General features: G+C 72.6%; 18 protein-coding genes. 8 read left to right on the top strand and 10 right to left on the bottom strand.

Annotation, left to right across the window (positions count from 1 at the left end):
* Positions 1-16: 16 nt before the first annotated feature.
* The 5 genes from CLV70_RS18345 to CLV70_RS18325 all read right to left on the bottom strand — a co-directional run bounded on the left by CLV70_RS18345 (position 17) and on the right by CLV70_RS18325 (position 6923).
* Positions 17-2911, bottom strand: a complete 2895-nt coding sequence (locus CLV70_RS18345; protein ID WP_106127752.1) for a caspase, EACC1-associated type — start codon at positions 2909-2911, stop codon at positions 17-19.
* Positions 2901-3242 (bottom strand): effector-associated constant component EACC1, encoded by a 342-nt coding sequence (locus CLV70_RS18340; RefSeq protein ID WP_106127751.1) that lies wholly within the window; start codon positions 3240-3242, stop codon positions 2901-2903. The genes CLV70_RS18345 and CLV70_RS18340 overlap by 11 nt, the downstream gene beginning before the upstream one ends.
* Positions 3243-3253: 11 nt before the next feature.
* Positions 3254-4873, bottom strand: a complete 1620-nt coding sequence (locus CLV70_RS18335) for an ABC transporter substrate-binding protein (RefSeq protein WP_106127750.1) — start codon at positions 4871-4873, stop codon at positions 3254-3256.
* A gap of 113 nt (positions 4874-4986) precedes the next feature.
* Positions 4987-5490 carry a methylated-DNA--[protein]-cysteine S-methyltransferase gene (locus CLV70_RS18330; RefSeq protein ID WP_106127749.1) on the bottom strand — a complete coding sequence of 168 codons (504 nt, stop codon included), beginning with the start codon at positions 5488-5490 and terminating at the stop codon, positions 4987-4989.
* The gene (locus tag CLV70_RS18325; RefSeq protein ID WP_106127748.1) at positions 5487-6923 is read right to left on the bottom strand and encodes an AlkA N-terminal domain-containing protein; all 1437 of its coding nucleotides are present in this window, start codon (positions 6921-6923) and stop codon (positions 5487-5489) included. The genes CLV70_RS18330 and CLV70_RS18325 overlap by 4 nt, the downstream gene beginning before the upstream one ends.
* Before the next feature lie 78 nt (positions 6924-7001).
* Here CLV70_RS18325 and CLV70_RS18320 point away from each other — a divergent pair, with 78 nt between their 5' ends.
* Entirely contained in the window at positions 7002-7640 is a 639-nt protein-coding gene (locus tag CLV70_RS18320) for a hypothetical protein (RefSeq protein WP_106127747.1), read from the top strand.
* On the opposite strand, the gene CLV70_RS39715 is transcribed toward CLV70_RS18320, so the two are convergent.
* Together CLV70_RS39715 and CLV70_RS39710 are read right to left on the bottom strand one after the other, a co-directional pair.
* Positions 7637-8134, bottom strand: a complete 498-nt coding sequence (locus CLV70_RS39715; protein WP_158277780.1) for a GNAT family N-acetyltransferase — start codon at positions 8132-8134, stop codon at positions 7637-7639. The genes CLV70_RS18320 and CLV70_RS39715 overlap by 4 nt on opposite strands.
* An 86-nt stretch (positions 8135-8220) precedes the next feature.
* Positions 8221-8457 (bottom strand): hypothetical protein, encoded by a 237-nt coding sequence (locus tag CLV70_RS39710; RefSeq protein WP_158277779.1) that lies wholly within the window; start codon positions 8455-8457, stop codon positions 8221-8223.
* A gap of 421 nt (positions 8458-8878) precedes the next feature.
* Between CLV70_RS39710 and CLV70_RS18310 the strand changes: the two genes are divergently transcribed.
* The 5 genes from CLV70_RS18310 to CLV70_RS18290 are packed head-to-tail and all read left to right on the top strand — an operon-like array spanning position 8879 to position 12808.
* On the top strand, positions 8879-9913 hold the full coding sequence (locus CLV70_RS18310; RefSeq protein WP_158277778.1) for a helix-turn-helix domain-containing protein: 1035 nt from the start codon (positions 8879-8881) through the stop codon (positions 9911-9913).
* Positions 9910-11040, top strand: coding sequence for a hypothetical protein (locus CLV70_RS18305; RefSeq protein WP_106127744.1), 1131 nt, complete (start codon positions 9910-9912; stop codon positions 11038-11040). The genes CLV70_RS18310 and CLV70_RS18305 overlap by 4 nt, the downstream gene beginning before the upstream one ends.
* 11 nt (positions 11041-11051) lie before the next feature.
* A complete protein-coding gene (gene ychF / locus CLV70_RS18300) occupies positions 11052-12137 on the top strand; it encodes a redox-regulated ATPase YchF (protein ID WP_106127743.1) in 1086 nt (361 codons plus the stop codon).
* A 39-nt stretch (positions 12138-12176) separates the two neighbouring features.
* Positions 12177-12416 (top strand): hypothetical protein, encoded by a 240-nt coding sequence (locus tag CLV70_RS18295; RefSeq protein ID WP_106127742.1) that lies wholly within the window; start codon positions 12177-12179, stop codon positions 12414-12416.
* A complete protein-coding gene (locus CLV70_RS18290) occupies positions 12413-12808 on the top strand; it encodes a PIN domain-containing protein (protein WP_106127741.1) in 396 nt (131 codons plus the stop codon). The genes CLV70_RS18295 and CLV70_RS18290 overlap by 4 nt, the downstream gene beginning before the upstream one ends.
* A gap of 28 nt (positions 12809-12836) precedes the next feature.
* On the opposite strand, the gene CLV70_RS18285 is transcribed toward CLV70_RS18290, so the two are convergent.
* Positions 12837-13418 (bottom strand): Uma2 family endonuclease, encoded by a 582-nt coding sequence (locus tag CLV70_RS18285; protein ID WP_106127740.1) that lies wholly within the window; start codon positions 13416-13418, stop codon positions 12837-12839.
* Between the two features lie 92 nt (positions 13419-13510).
* Between CLV70_RS18285 and CLV70_RS18280 the strand changes: the two genes are divergently transcribed.
* Positions 13511-14065 carry a hypothetical protein gene (locus tag CLV70_RS18280; protein ID WP_106127739.1) on the top strand — a complete coding sequence of 185 codons (555 nt, stop codon included), beginning with the start codon at positions 13511-13513 and terminating at the stop codon, positions 14063-14065.
* A gap of 33 nt (positions 14066-14098) precedes the next feature.
* On the top strand, positions 14099-15457 hold the full coding sequence (locus tag CLV70_RS18275; RefSeq protein ID WP_106127738.1) for an MFS transporter: 1359 nt from the start codon (positions 14099-14101) through the stop codon (positions 15455-15457).
* On the opposite strand, the gene CLV70_RS18270 is transcribed toward CLV70_RS18275, so the two are convergent.
* Both CLV70_RS18270 and CLV70_RS18265 read right to left on the bottom strand, forming a co-directional pair.
* Positions 15454-16875: an aldehyde dehydrogenase family protein gene (locus CLV70_RS18270; RefSeq protein WP_106127737.1), complete on the bottom strand. Its 1422-nt coding sequence runs from the start codon at positions 16873-16875 to the stop codon at positions 15454-15456. The two genes, CLV70_RS18275 and CLV70_RS18270, sit on opposite strands and share 4 nt — an antisense overlap.
* Before the next feature lie 28 nt (positions 16876-16903).
* Positions 16904-17800, bottom strand: coding sequence for an SDR family oxidoreductase (locus CLV70_RS18265; RefSeq protein ID WP_106127736.1), 897 nt, complete (start codon positions 17798-17800; stop codon positions 16904-16906).
* Positions 17801-17874: the final 74 nt, after the last annotated feature.

Genomic DNA, 17874 nt, shown 5'->3' with positions numbered 1-17874 from the left:
GATGCTACGGCCCCGGTCACGCGCGGGCAGCATCGATTCCACCCGGAGGGCGGAGCCGGGCACGTAACGCGTCGAAAGAGGCGACCGCCTCCTGGATCCGCACCAGGAGGGCGTACAGGGCGGCGTTGCGGATCTCGATGCTCTGCAGCCGGCCGCCGGCCCGGAGCTGGATGGTGGAGCGGTGGTCGCGCAGGACCGTCACCGCGCCGAACCGCCGGTACGCGATGGTGACGAGCTGTCCCCGGCGCAGCCGGCAGGTCAGCGTGGTGTCGGTGAACACGACGACGGTGCCGCGGCCGAGGCCGGTGCCGGTCACCACGTGCCGCACCGGGGTCCGCGGGTCGAGGCGGGCCCGGTCGCGGACCTGCGTGGCGGTCCACCTCGCCGGCTCGCCCGTGACGTCCTGGAGCAGCCCGGTGACGATGAGGTCGGCGGGTTCGGCGGCGGCCTCCGGGGGCAGCCCCAGCAGCGCGTTGGCCCGTGGCCGCAGGGTCGCATCACCGAGCGCCGCGGCCAGTGCGCAGAGATCTGCGAGGGGCAGGTGCGCGCGAAGCGCCGCGCACAGGCGGTCGGCGTCGGGCCGGCGACCGGCCGTCTCGAGGAGGATCAGCAGTTCCAGCTGGGTGGCGGCGGTGCCGAGGACCGCGATCGCCGGCATCAACCGCGGCGCCACCTCCAGGATCCGCGCGACGTCCGGGGCCGGGCGGCCGGCGAGGGCCTCGTACACCCGCTGCTCGGATGCCGGTTCGGCCAGGCGGAGCAGGCTCTCGACGCAGGCGGCGGGTTCACCGTACGCGCCGGAGAAGGCGGCGTCGACCAGCGAGGGCGGAACCGGCAGCGACCCGTACAGGGGCCGTACGGCGGCTTCGGGGAGGGCTCGCAGGCCGAGCGCGATGGCCGGTACGCGCAGCACCCCAGGGTCCACGCCGGACGGCAGTGCGCCGAGAACCCAGAGCATCGCCTCGGCCGGCAGAGCGGCGGCCAGCGCCACGATCTGGTCGGCCGGGAGCTGGGCGAGCGCGGGCCGGGCGTAGCGGCGCAGCTCGGCCGGGAGTGCCGCCAGGACGTCCGCGGACAGGCTCCGCTCGAGCACGAGGCGGGCGTACGAGTCGTTGCCGGTGCCGGCGAATCCCGTCACGACCGCGACCACGTCCGCCGGTGGGCGGGCCGCCGCGTGTTCGAGCAGGCTGCGCGCCTCCATCGGCAGGCCGGCGTCGTGCAGGGCGATGACCGTACGGACGGTGCTGCCCGGTGGCCGCCGTCCGAGGGTGGCCAGCATCAACCGGCGTACCGCCGCCTGGTGCGACAGGGTGTAGAGGTGCAGGGTCGCGTCCAGCAGGTCCCGGTCGTCGAGGTGGTCCAGGCGCTCGGCGGTGCCGGCCGGCGCCCCCGCGGTCCACAGGGCGTCGAGCAGGCCCACCCGCTCCCGCCGGGTGTGGTGCCCGGCCGCCATCAGCTCGACGAGGTCGCTCGCCTGACGCTCGCGCCCGGCCCGGTGCATCGCCGCGGCCAGCTGCGCCGCCACGCCGAGCGGACGCACGGCGACCAGCCCGGCCACTGCCTCGTAGAGCGAGAAGGCGGCCTGTTCCTGACCCGCGTCCCGGAGCGCGTCGGCGATCTCCACCGTCTGCGCCGCGGGCAACCGTGAGCCGAGCCCGGCGAGGACCGCTCCCACCCGGTCGTGCAGCCCGGCCGCCAGCAGCGCCACGAGCAGCGAGATCCTGGGCCGGTCCGGCCGGGCCCCGATGGCCGCGTCGAGGAGCACGTCCAGCGCGTCGGAGTCGTCCGCCTCGAGCAACTGCGCGGCCAGGGCGGTGACCCGGTCCGCCGGCTGTTCCGCGCAGGCCGCCAGCAGCCGGGTCACCTGCTCGTCCTGCCCGGTCTCGCGGAGAGCCTCGATCAGCGCGAGCAGGGAGGCGGGCCGCCGCCGGGCCGCGCCCGCCAGTACGGCCCCGGCCTGCCCGGCGCCGCCCGCCTTGGCGACCTCGTGGACGACGGCCGCCACGCCCTGCTCGGTCCGCATCGAGCCGACCGCCCGCAGCAGGCGCTCGGCGGCGTCGTCGTCCCGCACGCTCAGCTCCGCGAGCAGGTCCCGCAGCCGGGCCGGCGGCAGGTGCAGCGAGCGTCGTTCCTGCTCGGTGAGCGAGGCCTGCTCGCGGACCGCGGCACGGCTGCTCTCGTGCAGGGCGACGTTGCGGACCAGCGCGATCCGGCCGCCCTCCTTGCCGGCGCGCTGCTGCGGGGTCGGACGCCCCACCGCCTCCAGCGCGCTCTTGGTACGCAGGTAGAGCGTGTGGAAGTCCAGCACGTCCGGCCCGTCGGGCACCCCCTCGCGGACGACCTGCACGAACGCGCCGGTGAAGGCGGTGAGCGGCTCGGTGCGCGGGGCGAGCGCCACGGCCGTCTCCGCCACCGCGGTCATCAGGTACGTGCCCTCGATGCGTACCCGGTCACCGATCTCGGCGCCCGCGCCCATGCCCGGCATCATCGCCATGCCCGCGAAGCAGCAGTCGAGCAGCACGACCTTCGCCGTCGCCTTCGCCTGGTCCGTCATGATGCGGCGGATGTCGTCGTAGCGCACCGCGTGCCACCACCGCTCCAGCGCGCCCTCCTCCAGCGCCAGGTAGAGGTCGTAGGCGTCCGGGCGCAGCACCCCGTGGCCCGCGAAGTAGAACACCAGCGCGTCCGACGCCTCCTCGGCGGCCCTGGCCAGCGCGTCGAGGACGGCGGCCGGGCGGTCCGGGTCGAGCAGGCGTACGCAGTTCTCCTCCGGCAGGCCCCAGAACAGCTCGTCGGTGAAGAGCTTTCCCATCTCGCCGACGTTGGCCGCCACCGTGGGCAGCGGGTCGAGGTGCCGGTAGCGCGACGAGCCCACGATGACCACGCGGGACCTGGTTCCGTCAGGCAGCATGTCCGCCGGACAACGCCCTGGTCAGCTTCTCCAGCGCCTCGGGGTCCTCGACGGTCACGGTCACGGACCCCAGCGTCACGGTCACGGCCGGGGCCTTGGGGCGGGTGCGGCGCCAGTTCCCGTACGCGATGAGCACGTTGGCGATGCCGGTCGCGCTGCTGATCACGACGCCGATGGTGGCCACCGCGTTCATCGTGACGCCGTCGCGAGCCGGCATCGCCCGGATCCGGCCGTGCCGGGCCACCTCGGGCGTGCGTTGCAGCCAGGAACAGAACGAGGCCAGCGCGGGCCCGTCGGCGCCGGCCGAGATGGTGAGCAGGGTGTCGTCCATCAGCGGTGTCCTCACGAGCCGTTGGGGAGAAGCGGGGTGGTCCACGGGGTTCCGGCCGGCCAGCCCTTCGTCGCCGCGCCGATCCGGATCACCGGTACGGGCTTGCCCACCGGCCACAGGTCGTTGCCCGGCTGCTCCTGGAAGTACAACGCCCCGGACGCCGCGGGGATCCGGTCGGTGCTCGAGCCGAAGAGCGCGTTGCGCACGTCCTCGGCGGTCGGCGTCTCCGCCACCGCGGGTTCGCCGCCCCGGGTGGCGTTCCGGTGCGCCTTGGCCGCCGCGTCCCGCCGGGCGGCCCACACGGCGGCCACCACCGCGTCCCGGTGCATGATCGCGTAGCCGCTGCCGAGATCCGCATCGGTGAAGCCGAGACCGGCCGGCTCCGGGGAGGTGAACAGGCGCGCGAAGGCGGCGTAGTGCGCCGGGGTCCCGGGGCCGCCCGCGCCCCAGCTCACCGGGTCGGTCGACGAGGCGTCCAGCACGCCGACGCGGGCGTCGTCGAGCCGGTCCCGGGCGATGGTGAGGCCCGTCGCCCCGGTGGCGATCAGGATCGGCCGTACCCGCTTCTGGCACTGGCCCCTCGTGCCGAGGGCGTCGACGAACGCGGGCAGGTCGCGGTCGCGCCCGCTGTAGAAGACGAGCTCGGGGTCGACCGCGCAGATGTTCCGCACGATGTCCGAGAACAGCCGCGGCGTACCGGGCACCGGCGGCTTGCTGCCGTTGAAGGCGTGGTTGTGGTCGCCGAGGTGGAACTCGGCGCCGAACGTCGCGATGAAGTTCGTCCTGAGCTTCTGCACGTAGTTGTCGGGGTTGCGGTCCCAGACGAGGTAGCCGCCGCGGATCTCCGGGCGCCGGCTCAGGTAGGCGCTCAGGGCGGCCGTGTACTGCTGGTTCGGCGGGGAGATCTTGAAGAGCCACGGCGCGACCATGTCGTCCGCGGTGATGACCGCGCCGATGGCCGGGATCCGCAGCTCGCTGAGCCGCTCCCCGGCCAGCCGGGTCTGCGGCACGCTGATGCTCAGGCCGGTGACCGCGACGAGCGGATGGGCGCCCTCCTTGAGCCCGCCCAGCGCGTCGACCACCGTCGCCCAGGCGCTCTGGTCGGTGCCCTCGTTCGTCAGCACCAGCTGGAACAGCGGCGTGGGATCGCCCAGTTCGGACGCCTTACCGGCGTTCGCCTGGCGCTGCGCCGCGTACGCGCCCTGCAACGAGTGCAGGATCTCGGCGTCCGACATCGCGCCGCCGGGCGCCGAGGTCATCGGCATCAGGACCGCGATGCGCACGTACGGGACGTCCGCCTGGTCGCGTACCCGGACGTTCTCCGCGACGATCCGGGAGATGACGGCGTTCACGGCCGCGTCCCCGGAACCGAAGGGATGGTCCCGTTCGACGATCCAGCCGACGCACTCCGGCCCGGCCGCGGTGTCGGCCCTCGCCAGCGCGAAGCCCGAACCGGACGGCGTTTCCAGCCCCGGGCAGGGTGCGGCCGTAACCGGGCTGCGGTCGTCCCGGTGCAGCAGCGCGTACCCGCCGGCCGCCACGGCGACGACCAGCAGGGCGATCGCGACGTAGACGAGGATCCGCCGCCCGCTTCCGGTGGCAGGCCCGTCCTGCACGCTGATGACGTCCACTCTCGCTCCTCGGCAACCCGGCAATCGGCACCGGAGTCAAGCAGCGTTCCGGCTGGTCACGTCGCACACGTCGGTTACGTGACACCGCGAGGATGAAATGCCGCCCGCGGGCGTCACCGACCGTCGTGCCGCTCGTGGGCCAGCAGCCACGTCTTGACGTCGAGGCCCCAGCGGTAGCCGCGCAACGTCCCGTCCGTGCCCAGCACCCGGTGGCACGGCACGAACAGCGCCGCCGCGTTGCGGGCGCAGGCCGCCGCCGCCGCGCGGATCGCGGCCGGGCGGCCGGCCAGCCCCGCGAAGCCCGTGTAGGTCACCGGCAGGCCCGGCTTGATGTCGCGCATGACCCGCCAGGCGTGGGCCATGAACGGTCCGCCGGTGTGCTGGTCGATCACCACGTCGTCGATCGCCGTCAGGTCGCCGTCGAGGTAGGAACGGACCGCGTCGCCCACCGGCCCGGGGGCCGCCGCCGGCCGCGTCTCCTCCCTCAGACTCGGGTGTACGAGCGGGAGCAGCTCACCGAGCTCGGCGGTGAAACCGGAGGCGCGCACCGCTCCGGCTTCGCTCACGACGTACGTGAAAGGGCCGGCCGGGGTGTCGAGGGTCGTGTATTCCATCATGCCGATCTCCAGAGTCGCATCAGGGCGTAGGAGCGCCAGGGCCGCCAGCGTTCGGCGTGGGTCTCCAGCGCATGGGGGGTGTGGGGGAGGCCGAGCGCTCTCGCGCCGCGCTGGACCGCCACGTCGGTGGGGAGGAGGACGTCCGGGTCGCCGATCGCGCGCATCGCCACGTAGCCGGCGGTCCAGGCGCCGATGCCGGGGAGCTCGAGGAGCCGGGCGACGGCTTCCTCGCGGTCGGCGCCGGGTTCGAGGTCGAGCTTGCCGTCCGCGACGGTCTCCGCCAGCGCGCGGATGGTGGCGCGCCGGGCGGCCGGCATCCGGAACGCCTCGTCGGGCAGGGCGGCCACCGCTTCGGCCGTCGGGAACCCGCGCAGCTCCGGCCCGGTGTCCGGCCGGCGGTCCGGCGGGGCCGCGGCGAGCAGGCGGCTCAGGGTGGTGCGGGCGCCGGACACCGTGACCTGCTGCCCGGCGATCGCCCGGACCGCCATCTCGAAGCCGTCCACCGCACGGGGCACGCGTACCCCCGGCTCGGTGGTGATCCGCGCGGCCAGCGCGGGATCGGCGGCCAGCGTGCCGTCGACGGCGACCGGATCCGCGTCGAGGTCGAACAGGCGGCGGCAGCGGGCCACCGCGGGCGCCAGGTCCCGGACGTCGGTGAGGCGCAGCGTCGCCGAGACGAAGCGGTCGGCCGGCGTCAGCGCGACGGTCCCGCTTCCGTGCGGCAGGTTCAAGCCCCTCCGGTACGTGTCCCCGTCGCGTTCCTCGACTCCCGGCAGCGTCCGCGCACCCAGGAAGTCCAGCAGCGCCGCGTCGTGCAGCGGTGCCCGGTACGCGAGCCGCAACGAGATCGTTCCCGCCTCCGTGTGCCGCGCCGACCGGCGTTCCCGCAGCCCGCTGGGGGAGCGGGCGTACACCTCCTGGATCGTGTCGTTGAACTGCCGCACGCTGCCGAACCCCGCCGCGAACGCGATCTCGGCGAGGCCGAGGTCGGTCGTCTCGATGAGGATGCGCGCGGTCTGCGCGCGCTGGGCCCGGGCCAGGGCGAGCGGCCCCGCGCCCAGCTCGGCCGTGAGCATGCGGTGGAGGTGCCGCTCGGTGTAGCCGAGGCGGCCGGCCAGCCCCGGTACGCCCTCCCGGTCGACGACGCCGTCGCCGATGAGCCGCATCGCCCGCCCCACCACGTCGGCGCGGACGTCCCACTCGGGGGAGCCGGGGGCCGCGTCGGGCCGGCACCGGCGGCAGGCCCGGTACCCGCCGCGCTGGGCGGCCGCCGCGCTGGGGTGGAACGTGACGTTCTCGCGTTTCGGCGTGACGGCCGGGCAGGACGGGCGGCAGTAGATGCCGGTGGTCCGTACGGCCGTGTAGAACCAGCCGTCGAAGCGCTGGTCACGGCTGTCGACGGCCCGGTAGCACCGCTCGAAGTCCAGTTCCATGCCGACGAGTCTGCCTTCCGTACGATCCCGCGGCTGGCGGGATTCGGACACGACCGTCAGGCTGTCTATGCTGCCGCGGTGAAGGTCTCCATCGGCGCGCCCCGGGCCGCCAAGGCGTTCGGGGTCGCGTTCGGCCTGGTGTTCGCCGCCGCCGGGGCCGCGTTCGTGCTGCTGCCGCTCGTGTTCGACGGCTGGCTGCAGCGCGCCCTCGACGGCGGCGAGCCGTGCCCGTCGCGCGACGCGATCTCCGGCATCCCGCCGTCGATGCTGCCGCCCGAGTTCCGCGACTGCCTGTCCGGCAGCGCCCGGCTCGCCCTGGACGAGGGCTTCGGGTCGATGCGGCTGCTCGGCTTCTTCGGCGTGCCGGTGTTCCTGCTCGGCCTCTACCTCGCGCTGCGCACCTGGCGTACGGCGGCCTGGCTGGACGGCACGACGGTGGCGGTGCGGGGCGCTCTGCGTACGAAAAAGATCGACCTTGCCACCGCGGACGTCACGGCCGGCTCCTACACCCTGCGCCGGTACGCCGGCACCACGAGGGCCTCGATCGAACAGGTGCCGCAGCTCGTCGCGCGCGACCCGGGCAGCGGCCGCAGCGTGACCATCCCCCTGCGCGGGATCGGCACGGGTCAGCTCCCGGCCGCGGAACTGCGCGCACTGGCCGACGCCCTCCGCCCCGGGTCGCCGGTCGCGGCGCAGCTGCGCGAGCTGGCCGGCTAGAGATTCTTCACGAAGACCCGGCACACGTCCGGCACGACGATGACCTTGCCGGCCTCGTCGGCGTGCTCGCGGACCGTGTCGAGCAGTCCCCACGCCCATTCGCGGTAGCCGAGCCGCAGGTACAGCCGCACGGCGCCGGCGTTGCCGAGGTCGACGCCGACCGCCACGCGCCGCCGGCCCTGCCGGCGCAGCACGATCTCGGCCGCGCGCACGATCCGGGTGCCGACCCGCCGGCCGCGCACGGTCTCGTCGACCATCAGCTTGTGCAGCATCGGTACGGGCCCGAGCCGGCGCACGATCTCCGGCTCGACGGCGGGCCGGGTGGACACGTAGGCGGCGCCGAGCGGACGCCTGCCGACGCGGGCGACCAGCAGAATCCCGGCCTGCCGCGCCCGATCGCGGTAATACCCGGCGAGTTCCGGGAAGAGCCGCCCGAGGGCGTCGAGGTCGGACGGTACGGCGGGGGAGATCCGCAGACCGTCGAGTCCCCCCACACGGCCATGGTGCCCAATGGACGCACGTCCGTCGATCCGGGACCGGCGTACCGGGAGGGCCGGCCCCGGCGCGGGGCGTCCGGTCACTACGCGGACATCACGAGGGCGACGACGAGCATGACCAGGACGGCCGCCGCGAGCCCGAACGCGACGAGTCCCTGAAGGACGGCCTTGACGACGTCCAGCACGGGCGCGATGGCCGCCCGCAGCAACCCGAGCATGATCATCGTGACCGCGACCATGAGGACGATGAGGACGCTCAGCGTGCCGTCCGGGTCGTCCTGGGGGGAGGCGATCAGGAGAAAGGTCGACTTTTCCAGCACTGGTGCAGCGGCTAGGGTAATCACTGGTGACTTCTTTCTGCCGGTAAGCGGAAGGGTTGCTGATCAGACACACCTCCGGCGGCCACCGGGGGTGTGTTGCTGTTCGGGGGAAAGCTGCCCTGATCGCATCCGCGGCGGGTGGGGCGCGCTGGCTCGGCCGGCGCCCGGGAAAGTCGGTCATCGAGGGACCTCCTTGGCTGCTGAAAATCACAGTTCAGTCAACCTTCTGCCCTGACGCTAAACTTCAGCCCTCAACTGAAGCAAGCTACCCTCCTGCGTTCAGTAGCCCCTGCTGAGCTGAATAAGTAGTTTCATCCCGCTCCGAACCGCGGTTTTCCCAGCTTCTGCAACGGGCGGCCAGGGCGTGTGTTCAGAGCGTAAACTGAACCGCTACTGAAGGGCTGAGGCGATGGCTGGTGGCATGGCTGCCCGACTGCGCGGGCTGCGGACCGAGGGCCTCGACGGCACCCCGGTCTCGCAGAAGGCGGTCGCCGGGGCGCTCGGCGTCAGCGTGCCGAGCGTCTCCTCCTGGGAGAACGGCAACGCGGTGCCGCCGGACGAACGCCTTCAGGCCTACGCCCGCTTCTTCGCCTCCCCGCGGTCGTTGAGCGAGGGGCACCCCCGCCTGCTCGACGAGCCGGACCTCACCGACGACGAGCGGGGGCGCTACGAGGACCTGCTGGCCGAGTTGATGGCGCTCAAGCCGGGCCGCTCGTCGCCGTACGACCTGGAGACCAGGCGCCCGTGGGAGGGAATGTGGCACTTCGAGGACGGCTCGCCGATAACGCTCGTGTGCGCACGGCTTCCGCCGGAGGCCCGGGCGAGCGAGGCGTACACGTCGCCCGACAGCCCTGACTACGTCGAGCTCTACTCCTACAGTGACCTCGACGCGCTCATGGAGCTCTACGGCCACGTCTACGCGGCGAATCCCGGTGTCACGGTGACCCGCAGACTCGCCGACACCCTCACCCAGGACGACGTCACGAGCCATCTGGTGCTGCTCGGCGGCGTCGACTGGAATCCGATGACGCGCGAGGTGATGGCGGCGCTGGATCTGCCGGTGAGCCAGGCGGAACGGCTGGGCGGTGATCCGGACGTCGGCTCGTTCCGTACCTCCGGCGGAGACGGGCAGGAACCCGAGGTGTTCCGGTCGAAGCTCGACGGTGCCCGGCTCGTGGAGGACGTGGCGCAGTTCTGCCGCGGGCCCAATCCGTTCAACCGCAAGAGGACGGTCACCATCTGCAACGGCAACTACGGGCGAGGCACGTACGCGGCGGTGCGCGTGCTCACCGATCCGCGCTTCCGTGACCGCAACCGGGCGTACCTCGAGGAGCGGTGGACCCGGGACGACACCTACAGCATCCTGGCCCGCGTGGCCATCGTGGCCGGTAAGGTGATCACTCCGGACTGGACCCAGGACGGCACGGTCCTGCACGAATGGTCGAAGGCCTCATGACCGACACCCTTGACCGGGCCGCGCCGCCCGCCGCGCCGCCGACCGCGCACCAGCCCTCCCACCGGCACCTGCTGGTCCGGCCCGGCGAGGTGCCGTCCGGCGACGTGGCCGCGATCGTCGTCCCCACCATCCGCAATCCCGTCACGATGCGTGACGCCCTGCGCCTCGGCCGGTCGCTGGAGCGGCCGGTGATCGCGCTCTCCAGCGGCAAGTGGTCGTCCGCCGACATCGTCCGCAAGGAGGCCGAGGCGCTGGCCGCGGAGGTCGTGGCGGTCGACGTGACCCCGGCGGTACGCCTCCCCCGGTTCCGCTCCGACGCCGCCCTCCCGCGGTTCCGGCGCCGCAACGACGTCAGCGTCAAGCGGAACCTCGGGCTGGCCGTCGCGGTCATGGCCGGCTGGCAGCGGCTCATCTTCATCGACGACGACATCACCCACCTGCGGCCGGAGGCCGTCAAGGCGGCCGGTGGCCTGCTCGCCCAGCACCACGTCGCCGCCCTGGAGAACATCGGCTACCCCGACAACTCGGTCGTCTGTCACGCCCGCCGGCTGGTCGGGCTGCCGCAGGACACGTTCGTCGGGGGCGGGGCGATGGCCGTACGCGCGAGCCTCGACGTGCCGTTCTTCCCGTCGATCTACAACGAGGACTGGTTCTTCCTCGCCGGTGGGACGGCCGTCGAACGGGTCGCGCTCTGCGGCACCGTCACCCAGCGCGAGTACGACCCGTTCATGCTGCCCGAACGCGCCCGGTCCGAGGAGTTCGGCGACTGCCTCGCCGAGGGCCTGTTCGCCCTGCGGGACGACGAGCGCGCCGCCCGCGCGGTCGACGTCGAGCACTGGCGGGCGGTCCTGAGGGCGCGGGTCGAGATGATCGACGAGATCCTCGGCCGGCTACCGGGATCCCCGGTCACCGGCGACCTGCGCGTCCGGGTCGAGCAGGCGTTGAAGGCGGCCCGCGGCCGGTGCCTGATCATCAAGCCCGACGACTGCGTCGAGTATTTCGCCGCCTGGCACGCCGACCTCGTCACCTGGCGCGAGTTCCTGGCGGGGCTGCCGTCGCACGACGATCCGGTGGCGGCGTTCGGGCACCTCGGGCTCACGGCGTACGTGCATCGGCCCGCACCGTAGACTGGCCTGTCGTGAGCCTTACCATCGGGATCGTCGGCCTGCCCAACGTCGGCAAGAGCACCCTCTTCAACGCCCTGACCAAGAACGACGTGCTCGCCGCGAACTACCCGTTCGCGACGATCGAGCCGAACGTCGGCGTCGTGGGCCTGCCCGACGAGCGGCTCACCAAGCTGGCCGAGCTGTTCGGCAGCGAGAAGATCCTGCCCGCGCCGGTGTCGTTCGTCGACATCGCCGGCCTCGTCCGGGGCGCGTCGAAGGGCCAGGGCCGCGGCAACGCGTTCCTCGCCAACATCCGCGACGCCTCGGCCATCTGCCAGGTCGTCCGCGCCTTCTCCGACCCGAACGTCCTCCACGTCGACGGCAAGGTCTCCCCGGCCGACGACATCGAGACGATCAACACCGAGCTGATCCTGGCCGACCTGCAGACGGTGGAGAAGGCCCTGCCCCGCCTCCAGAAGGAAGCCAAGCTCAAGAAGGACCGCGCCCCCGCGGTGGCCGCGGCCGAGGCGGCGTTCAAGCTCCTCAACGACGGCACCACCCTGTACGCGGGCGCCAAGGCGGCCGGCATCGACCTCGACCAGCTCGCCGAACTCCACCTGCTGACCGTGAAGCCGTTCCTGTACGTCTTCAACGTCGACGAGGCCGAGCTGGGCAACGCGGCGTTCCTCGACGAGCTGCGCGCCCTGGTCGCTCCGGCCGAGGCCATCTTCATGGACGCCAAAATCGAGTCGGAGCTCATCGACCTCCCCGAGGACGAGGCGATGGAGCTCCTCGAATCCACCGGCCAGACCGAGCCGGGCCTCAACCAGCTCATCCGCGTCGGCTTCCAGACCCTCGGCCTCCAGACCTACCTGACGGCCGGCCCCAAGGAAGCCCGCGCCTGGGTCATCCCCACCGGCGCGACGGCCCCCGAAGCGGCCGGCGTCATCCACTCGGACTTCCAGCGAGGCTTCATCAAGGCCGAAATCGTCAGCTACGACGACCTGCTCGCGGCCGGCTCGATGTCCGCGGCCAAGGCGGCGGGCAAGGTCCGCATGGAAGGCAAGGACTACATCATGAAGGACGGCGACGTGGTGGAGTTCCGCTTCAACGTCTGACGCTCTCGAGCTTCGGTAACACCATGGTATGGTCGCGGCATGGCTCGGACGAAGAAGGTCACCATCACGCTGCCGGTGGAGCTGCTGGAAAGCATGAAGACGCACACCGACAACGTCTCCGGCTACCTCACCGAGTTGGCCGAGCGGGCCGAGCGGCGCAGGCTTCTCCGAGCGGAGTTGGATCGCTACCAGGGCGAGTCCGGGGCGTTCACTGACGAGGAGATGGCCGAGGCTCGGTCGCTCCTGCATGGGGCCGAGGAGACCGGGCGCGCGGCGTGAACCTCGAGTCGCTGGTGCTCGGCTCGCAGGGCTTCTCCGGATGGATCGACCGGGACCGCAAGGTGATGCGACTGCTGGAGCAGGCGGAACGCGACGGGACCGACCTGGCCATGTCGGCCGCCACGATCATCGAGGTCCCCCACTCCGGTGTGGACATCGCGCGGCTGAACTGGCTGCTGTCCCAGGCCCGAGTGGAGGCGGTGACGAAGGAAAGCGCCCGCCGCGGTGCGGCGCTGTTGAAGGCGGCCGGGCTGCATGGGCACAAGTACGCCCTCGACGCCATGGTCGCCGAGGTGGCGCTACGACTGCCTGCGCCGGTGGCGGTTCTGACCTCCGATGTCGATGACATGGTCAAGCTGTGCGGACAGCAGGTCCGCATCATCGGCCTGTAGCGATATCAACGGGTAGCGGCCGCTCGGATCAGTCCCTGCGGCCGGGCACCAGCCCGTCCAGGTCGAGCTTGATCGTGAAGGGTGTCGTGGTGCGCAGTTCGTGACGGTGGATCCCGGTCGGCACGTACGAACGGGTGGGTGCGTCGAGTTCGTAGGCGTGGACGACCGGAGATCCGTTCTCGTCCTCGACGCGCCAGTAGTTCGCGATGCCGGCCTCCGCGTACTTGCGCAGCTTGACGTTACGGTCACGGTGCGCCGACTCCGGCGAGACCACCTCCACGACCAAGAGCACCTGATCGGGCGTGTAAAACGTGCGATCGGGATCGTAGGGTGCGGTTGCGACGAGGGCATCTGGCTCGGGGCGATTCCGGTCGTCGAGCCGGATCGTCATTTCCCGCTCCACCTCGATCTTCGCCGGCGCCTGTTCCGACAGGGCAACCACCAACGCTGTGACGGTCCGCGCGTGCCAGGATCGCTGGGGGGACATCATGAAGACGAGTGCTCCATCGATCAGCTCGGTGTGACGGGGGGCATCGGGGAGATGGTCGAGGTCCTCGGCAAACCAGCCTTCAAGGCGGGGTGGCCGCATCCACTCGGGCACCGCAGTCATGCCGTCACGGTAGCACTCGGTGACGGCGGCTCCGGTCTGTCGCGTTCCGCTGGGTGGCGGGTGGGTAGATCGCTTTTCGTACGGTCGGGGGCATGAATTCCTATGCGCGAGCGGTCGGGGCGGCGGCACTGCAGGGGTTGTTGACCGGGGTGTGGGTGGCGGCGGGGGAGTTGCCGCCGGCCAAGCGGAGGTTGAGCCGGGCCGGGGCGGTCGTCACGCTCTCCGGGATCGCGTCGATCCGGGATTGGGCCTTTCCCGAGGAACCCGCACGTCGTCCGGCTCTCACGGCCGCGCCCGGCGTCGAGGCCGGGCCGGGTGCCAAGGGTGGGTCCGGCGCCGGGGCCGGGCCGGATGCCAAGACCCAGGCCGGGAACGGCGTCGAGGTGGAAGACGGCGCCGGCGAGGGGCAGGGGGAGGTGCGGCCCGTCAGCAGGGGGCGGCTCATCGCCGGCGGGGTGGGGGTGGCCGTCTCCGTGGTGACCATGATCGGGGCTCGGCGGCTGGAGAAGCGGTGGCTGGGCTCGCTGGAACGGGCCGGGCATCCGCATCCGCATCGGGCTCTGGGCGTACGGATGGGGCTGATCTCGTTTGCGGCGGCCGCGCCTCGGGGGCTGATCCGTGCGTACGATGCGGGCCGGCGTCTTTGACTTGAAGCGGGGTTGACGTTCTAGGTTGCGGCGGTGAGCGGAATTCTGCGGCGGCCCTACGCGCTGACCACCGTCGGCGCGTGGAGTTCCGTCTTCCTCGCCGCCTTCGAGTCGTTGGCGGTCACCACGATCATGCCGGCGGTGACTGCCGACCTGGACGGGCGCGAGTTGTACGCCCTCGCCTTCTCGTCGGCGCTGGCCGCCGGTGTCGTCGGGATGGTGGCGTTCGGGTCGTGGTCCGATCGGCGCGGACCGGCCGTACCCCTGCTCGTCGCGATCTTGATCTTCAGTGCCGGCCTGGTCCTCGCCGGTACGGCCACCTCGATGCCGGTCTTCGTCGCCGGCCGCCTGTTGCAGGGGCTGGGCGGTGGCGGCGAGACGGTCGCCCTGTACGTGCTGGTCGCGGCGGTCTACCCGGCCGACCTGCACATCAAGATCTTCAGTGCGTTCGCGACGGCGTGGGTCGTACCGTCGATGGTCGGGCCGTTCGTCGCGGGCCTGGTGGCCGACGCGTTCAGCTGGCACTGGGTCTTCCTCGGGGTCCTCGCCCTGGTCGCGGCGGCGACCGCGCTGATGCTCCCGGCCCTGCGCGGGCGCGATCATCCCGGCGCCGGGGAGCCGCTCCCCGGGGACCTGCGCCGCATCGCTCAGGCCGCGGTCGTCGCCATCAGCGCGGTCGTGCTCAGCTCCCTCGGCGACGTCGACCCCGCCCGGGCGTGGCTGCTGGCGCCGGTCGCCCTCGCCGTGATCGCGGTGGCCCTGCGCCGCCTGGTGCCGCCCGGCACGTACCGGCTGCGGCCCGGCCTGCCGGCGGCGGTCGCGGTCTGCGGCACCGCCGGGGGTGTGTTCATCGGTACGGAGGTCTACCTCCCCCTCCTGCTGCACGACCGCTACGGCCTGCCCACCTGGCTCTCCGGCATCACCCTGACCGCGGGCGCGCTCGCCTGGGCGCTCGGCTCCGCGGTCCAGGCCCGGCTGGGTGACCGGGCCGACCCGGGCGTCTGGCTGCGCGTCGGCGCGACGCTGCTGACCGGCGGCGCCGCGGTGGAACTCGGGACGGCGTGGCTGCGCCTGCACCCCGCGGTGGCCGCCGCCGGCTGGTTCGCGGCCGGCGCCGGGATGGGCACGCTGTATCCACTGATCAGCACGCTGGTCCTGGCCTACTCGGCCCCGGGCACGGAAGGCTTCAACACGGCGGCGAAGAGCATCACGGACGCGGTGGGCGGAAGCGGCTCGCTGGCGGTCGCGGGCCTGCTGTTCGGCATGGCACCGTTCCTGGGCCCGTTCACCTTCACCACCCTCCTCGGGGTCGTCACCGTGCTGATCGCCGCGCGGGTCGCGCCCCGCCGCGCCCGGGACGCGAGCGTCGTGCGGACCGGACAGCCCGCCTAGGCCGGCCGCGGTGCCATGCTGCCGTACGTCTTGAGGTACTGAAACTCGCTCATGGCGGACGGCCCGCACAGGGTGCCGTAGCCGCTCTGCTTCATGCCGCCCTGCTCGAAATGCTCGGACATCGAGCCCCAGGTGTTGAACCAGACGCCGCCGAAGCGCAGCTCGCGGGCGACGCGGCGGGCCCGCAGGTCGTCGCGCGTGAACACGGAGGCGGCCAGGCCGAACTCGGTGGCGTTCGCCCGCCGGATCGCCTCGGTGTCGTCGGCGAAGACCTCGAAGGTCTGGACCGGCCCGAAGATCTCCTCCTGGACGAGGGGGACGTCGACCCGGTCCACCTCGATCAGGGCGGGCCGGAAGAACGCGCCGCCGGCCAGGTCGGGGTCGGTGACCGGGCCTCCCCGGACGATGATCTCGCCGTACGCCGCGGCCTCCTCGACGAGGCGGTCGACCCTGGCGACGCCGGCCTTGTCGATGAGCGGGCCCAGGTCGCTGGTGGGGTCGAGGGCGGGACCGACCTTGACCTTCTCCAGCGCCGCCGCGAGCCGGCCGCGGAGTTCGCCGGCGATGCCGCGCTGGGCGAGGATCCGCGAGCCGGTGCAGCAGAACTCGCCGTTCATCAGGATGCTGCTCGCCACGAGCGTGGGGACCACGGTGTCCAGGTCGGCGTCGTCGAAGACGATCAGCGGGGTCTTGCCGCCGAGTTCGAGGCCGAGCCGTTTGAGCGTCGGGGCGGCCTCGGCGGCGATGGCCCGCCCGACGCGGGTGCTGCCGGTGTAGCTGATCACGTCGACGTCGGGGGAGGTGACCAGCAGCGGGGCCACCTCGTTGCCGGCCTCGGTGAGGATGGTGACGACGCCGGCCGGCAGCGACGGCGTGGCGGCCACGGCCTCGGCGAAGAGCGCGTTGGTCAGCGCGGTCTGGCCGGGCATCTTGACCACGGTGGTGCAGCCGGCGCCGAGGGCCGGGCCCAGGGCGCGGACGAGCAGCACCACCGGGGAGTTCCACGGGACGATGATGCCGGCGACGCCGGCCGCCTCGGGCGCCGAGTGGTAGTAGGAGCCGGGCGCGGGTTCGGCGGCGCGCCCGGCGATGTGCACGAGGGCCGACGCGGCGCTGTAGCGCAGCCATTCCACGGCGGTGTGCAGTTCCCACATCGTCTGGGCGAGGAGCTTGCCGTTCTCCCGGGCCAGCATCCGGGCGATGGCGGGTGTCCGCTCCGCCAGCCGGTCGGCCAGTTCGTGCAGTGCCCGCGAGCGCCGGGACGGATCGCGTGACCAGCCGGTGGTGTCGAACGCGGTGCGGGCCGCGGCGATCGCGGCCTCCGCCTCGGCACGGCCGGCCGAGACGTAGGACCCGATGACCTCGCCGGTGGACGGGTCGATCGACTCGTGGAGCCGGGTGGGGGTGAGGGTCGACATCTTTACTCCTGATTCGTCGTGGACGGGGTCAGCCGGTGTGGGCCGCGGTCGTACGCCCCCGGGCGCCGGCCGGGTAGTGCTTGCGGAGATCGGAGGTCGTCATCCGGTCGAAGACCCGGTCGGGCAGGACGCGCGAGGCCCGGATGAGGAAGGCGGCCGTCGCCCCGATGACGTAGCGGGTGCGCGGCCGGCCGTCGGTGACCGCCCTGGCGATCTTCTTCGCGGCGACCTCGGCGGTCACGCCGGCCTTGGTGAACGCCGCCACGTGCGACGGGATGGCGGACATCAGGTCGCCGTAGCGGGCGTTCAGCTCGGGGGTCATCGCCGCGTCGAGACGGCTGAGGGCGGTGAGGCCGGTGCGGGACATCTCGGTCCGGACGCCGCCGGGCTCGACGACCACCACCCGTACGCCGTGGGGCGCCAGCTCGTTGCGCAGCGCGTCGCTCATCGCCTCGAGCGCGAACTTGCTGGCGGCGTACGGCCCGTAGCCGGCCATGGAGACCTTGCCGTTGAGCGAGCTGATGTTGACGACGCGGCCCTTGCTGCGGACGAGCGCGGGCAGCAGCGCCTGGGTGACGGCGACGTGGCCGAAGAGGTTCACCTCGAAGATGTGCCGCCAGGCGCTGAGCGGGGTCGCCTCGATCGGGCCGGCGCCCGCGACGCCGGCGTTGTTGACCAGCGCCCGCAGCGGCCGGGGGTCCCGGGTGACCCGGGCGGCGAGCGCGGCGACGTGGTCCGGGTCGGTGATGTCGAGGATGACCGGCTCGATGTGCGCGGACCGCAGCGCGGCGCCGTCGGAGTCGCGCCGTACGCCGGCGAGGACGTGGAACCCCCGATGGGCCAGCTCCCGCGCGGTGGCCGCGCCCATGCCGGTGGAGGCTCCGGTGACGACCACGAGGTCGCGAGTTTCAGATGACGTTGTCATCTCTCGAGTGTGCGCCGTTGAGATGACGCTGTCAACTGTTCCGAGTGACTTAGTCATCGCAAGCGGGCTAGGAT

The sequence above is a fragment of the Pseudosporangium ferrugineum genome, assembly GCF_003002065.1.
Lineage (GTDB): Bacteria > Actinomycetota > Actinomycetes > Mycobacteriales > Micromonosporaceae > Actinoplanes > Actinoplanes ferrugineus_A.
Note: the sequence above shows the minus strand (reverse complement) of the source record. Positions and strands in the feature narration are given on the sequence as shown.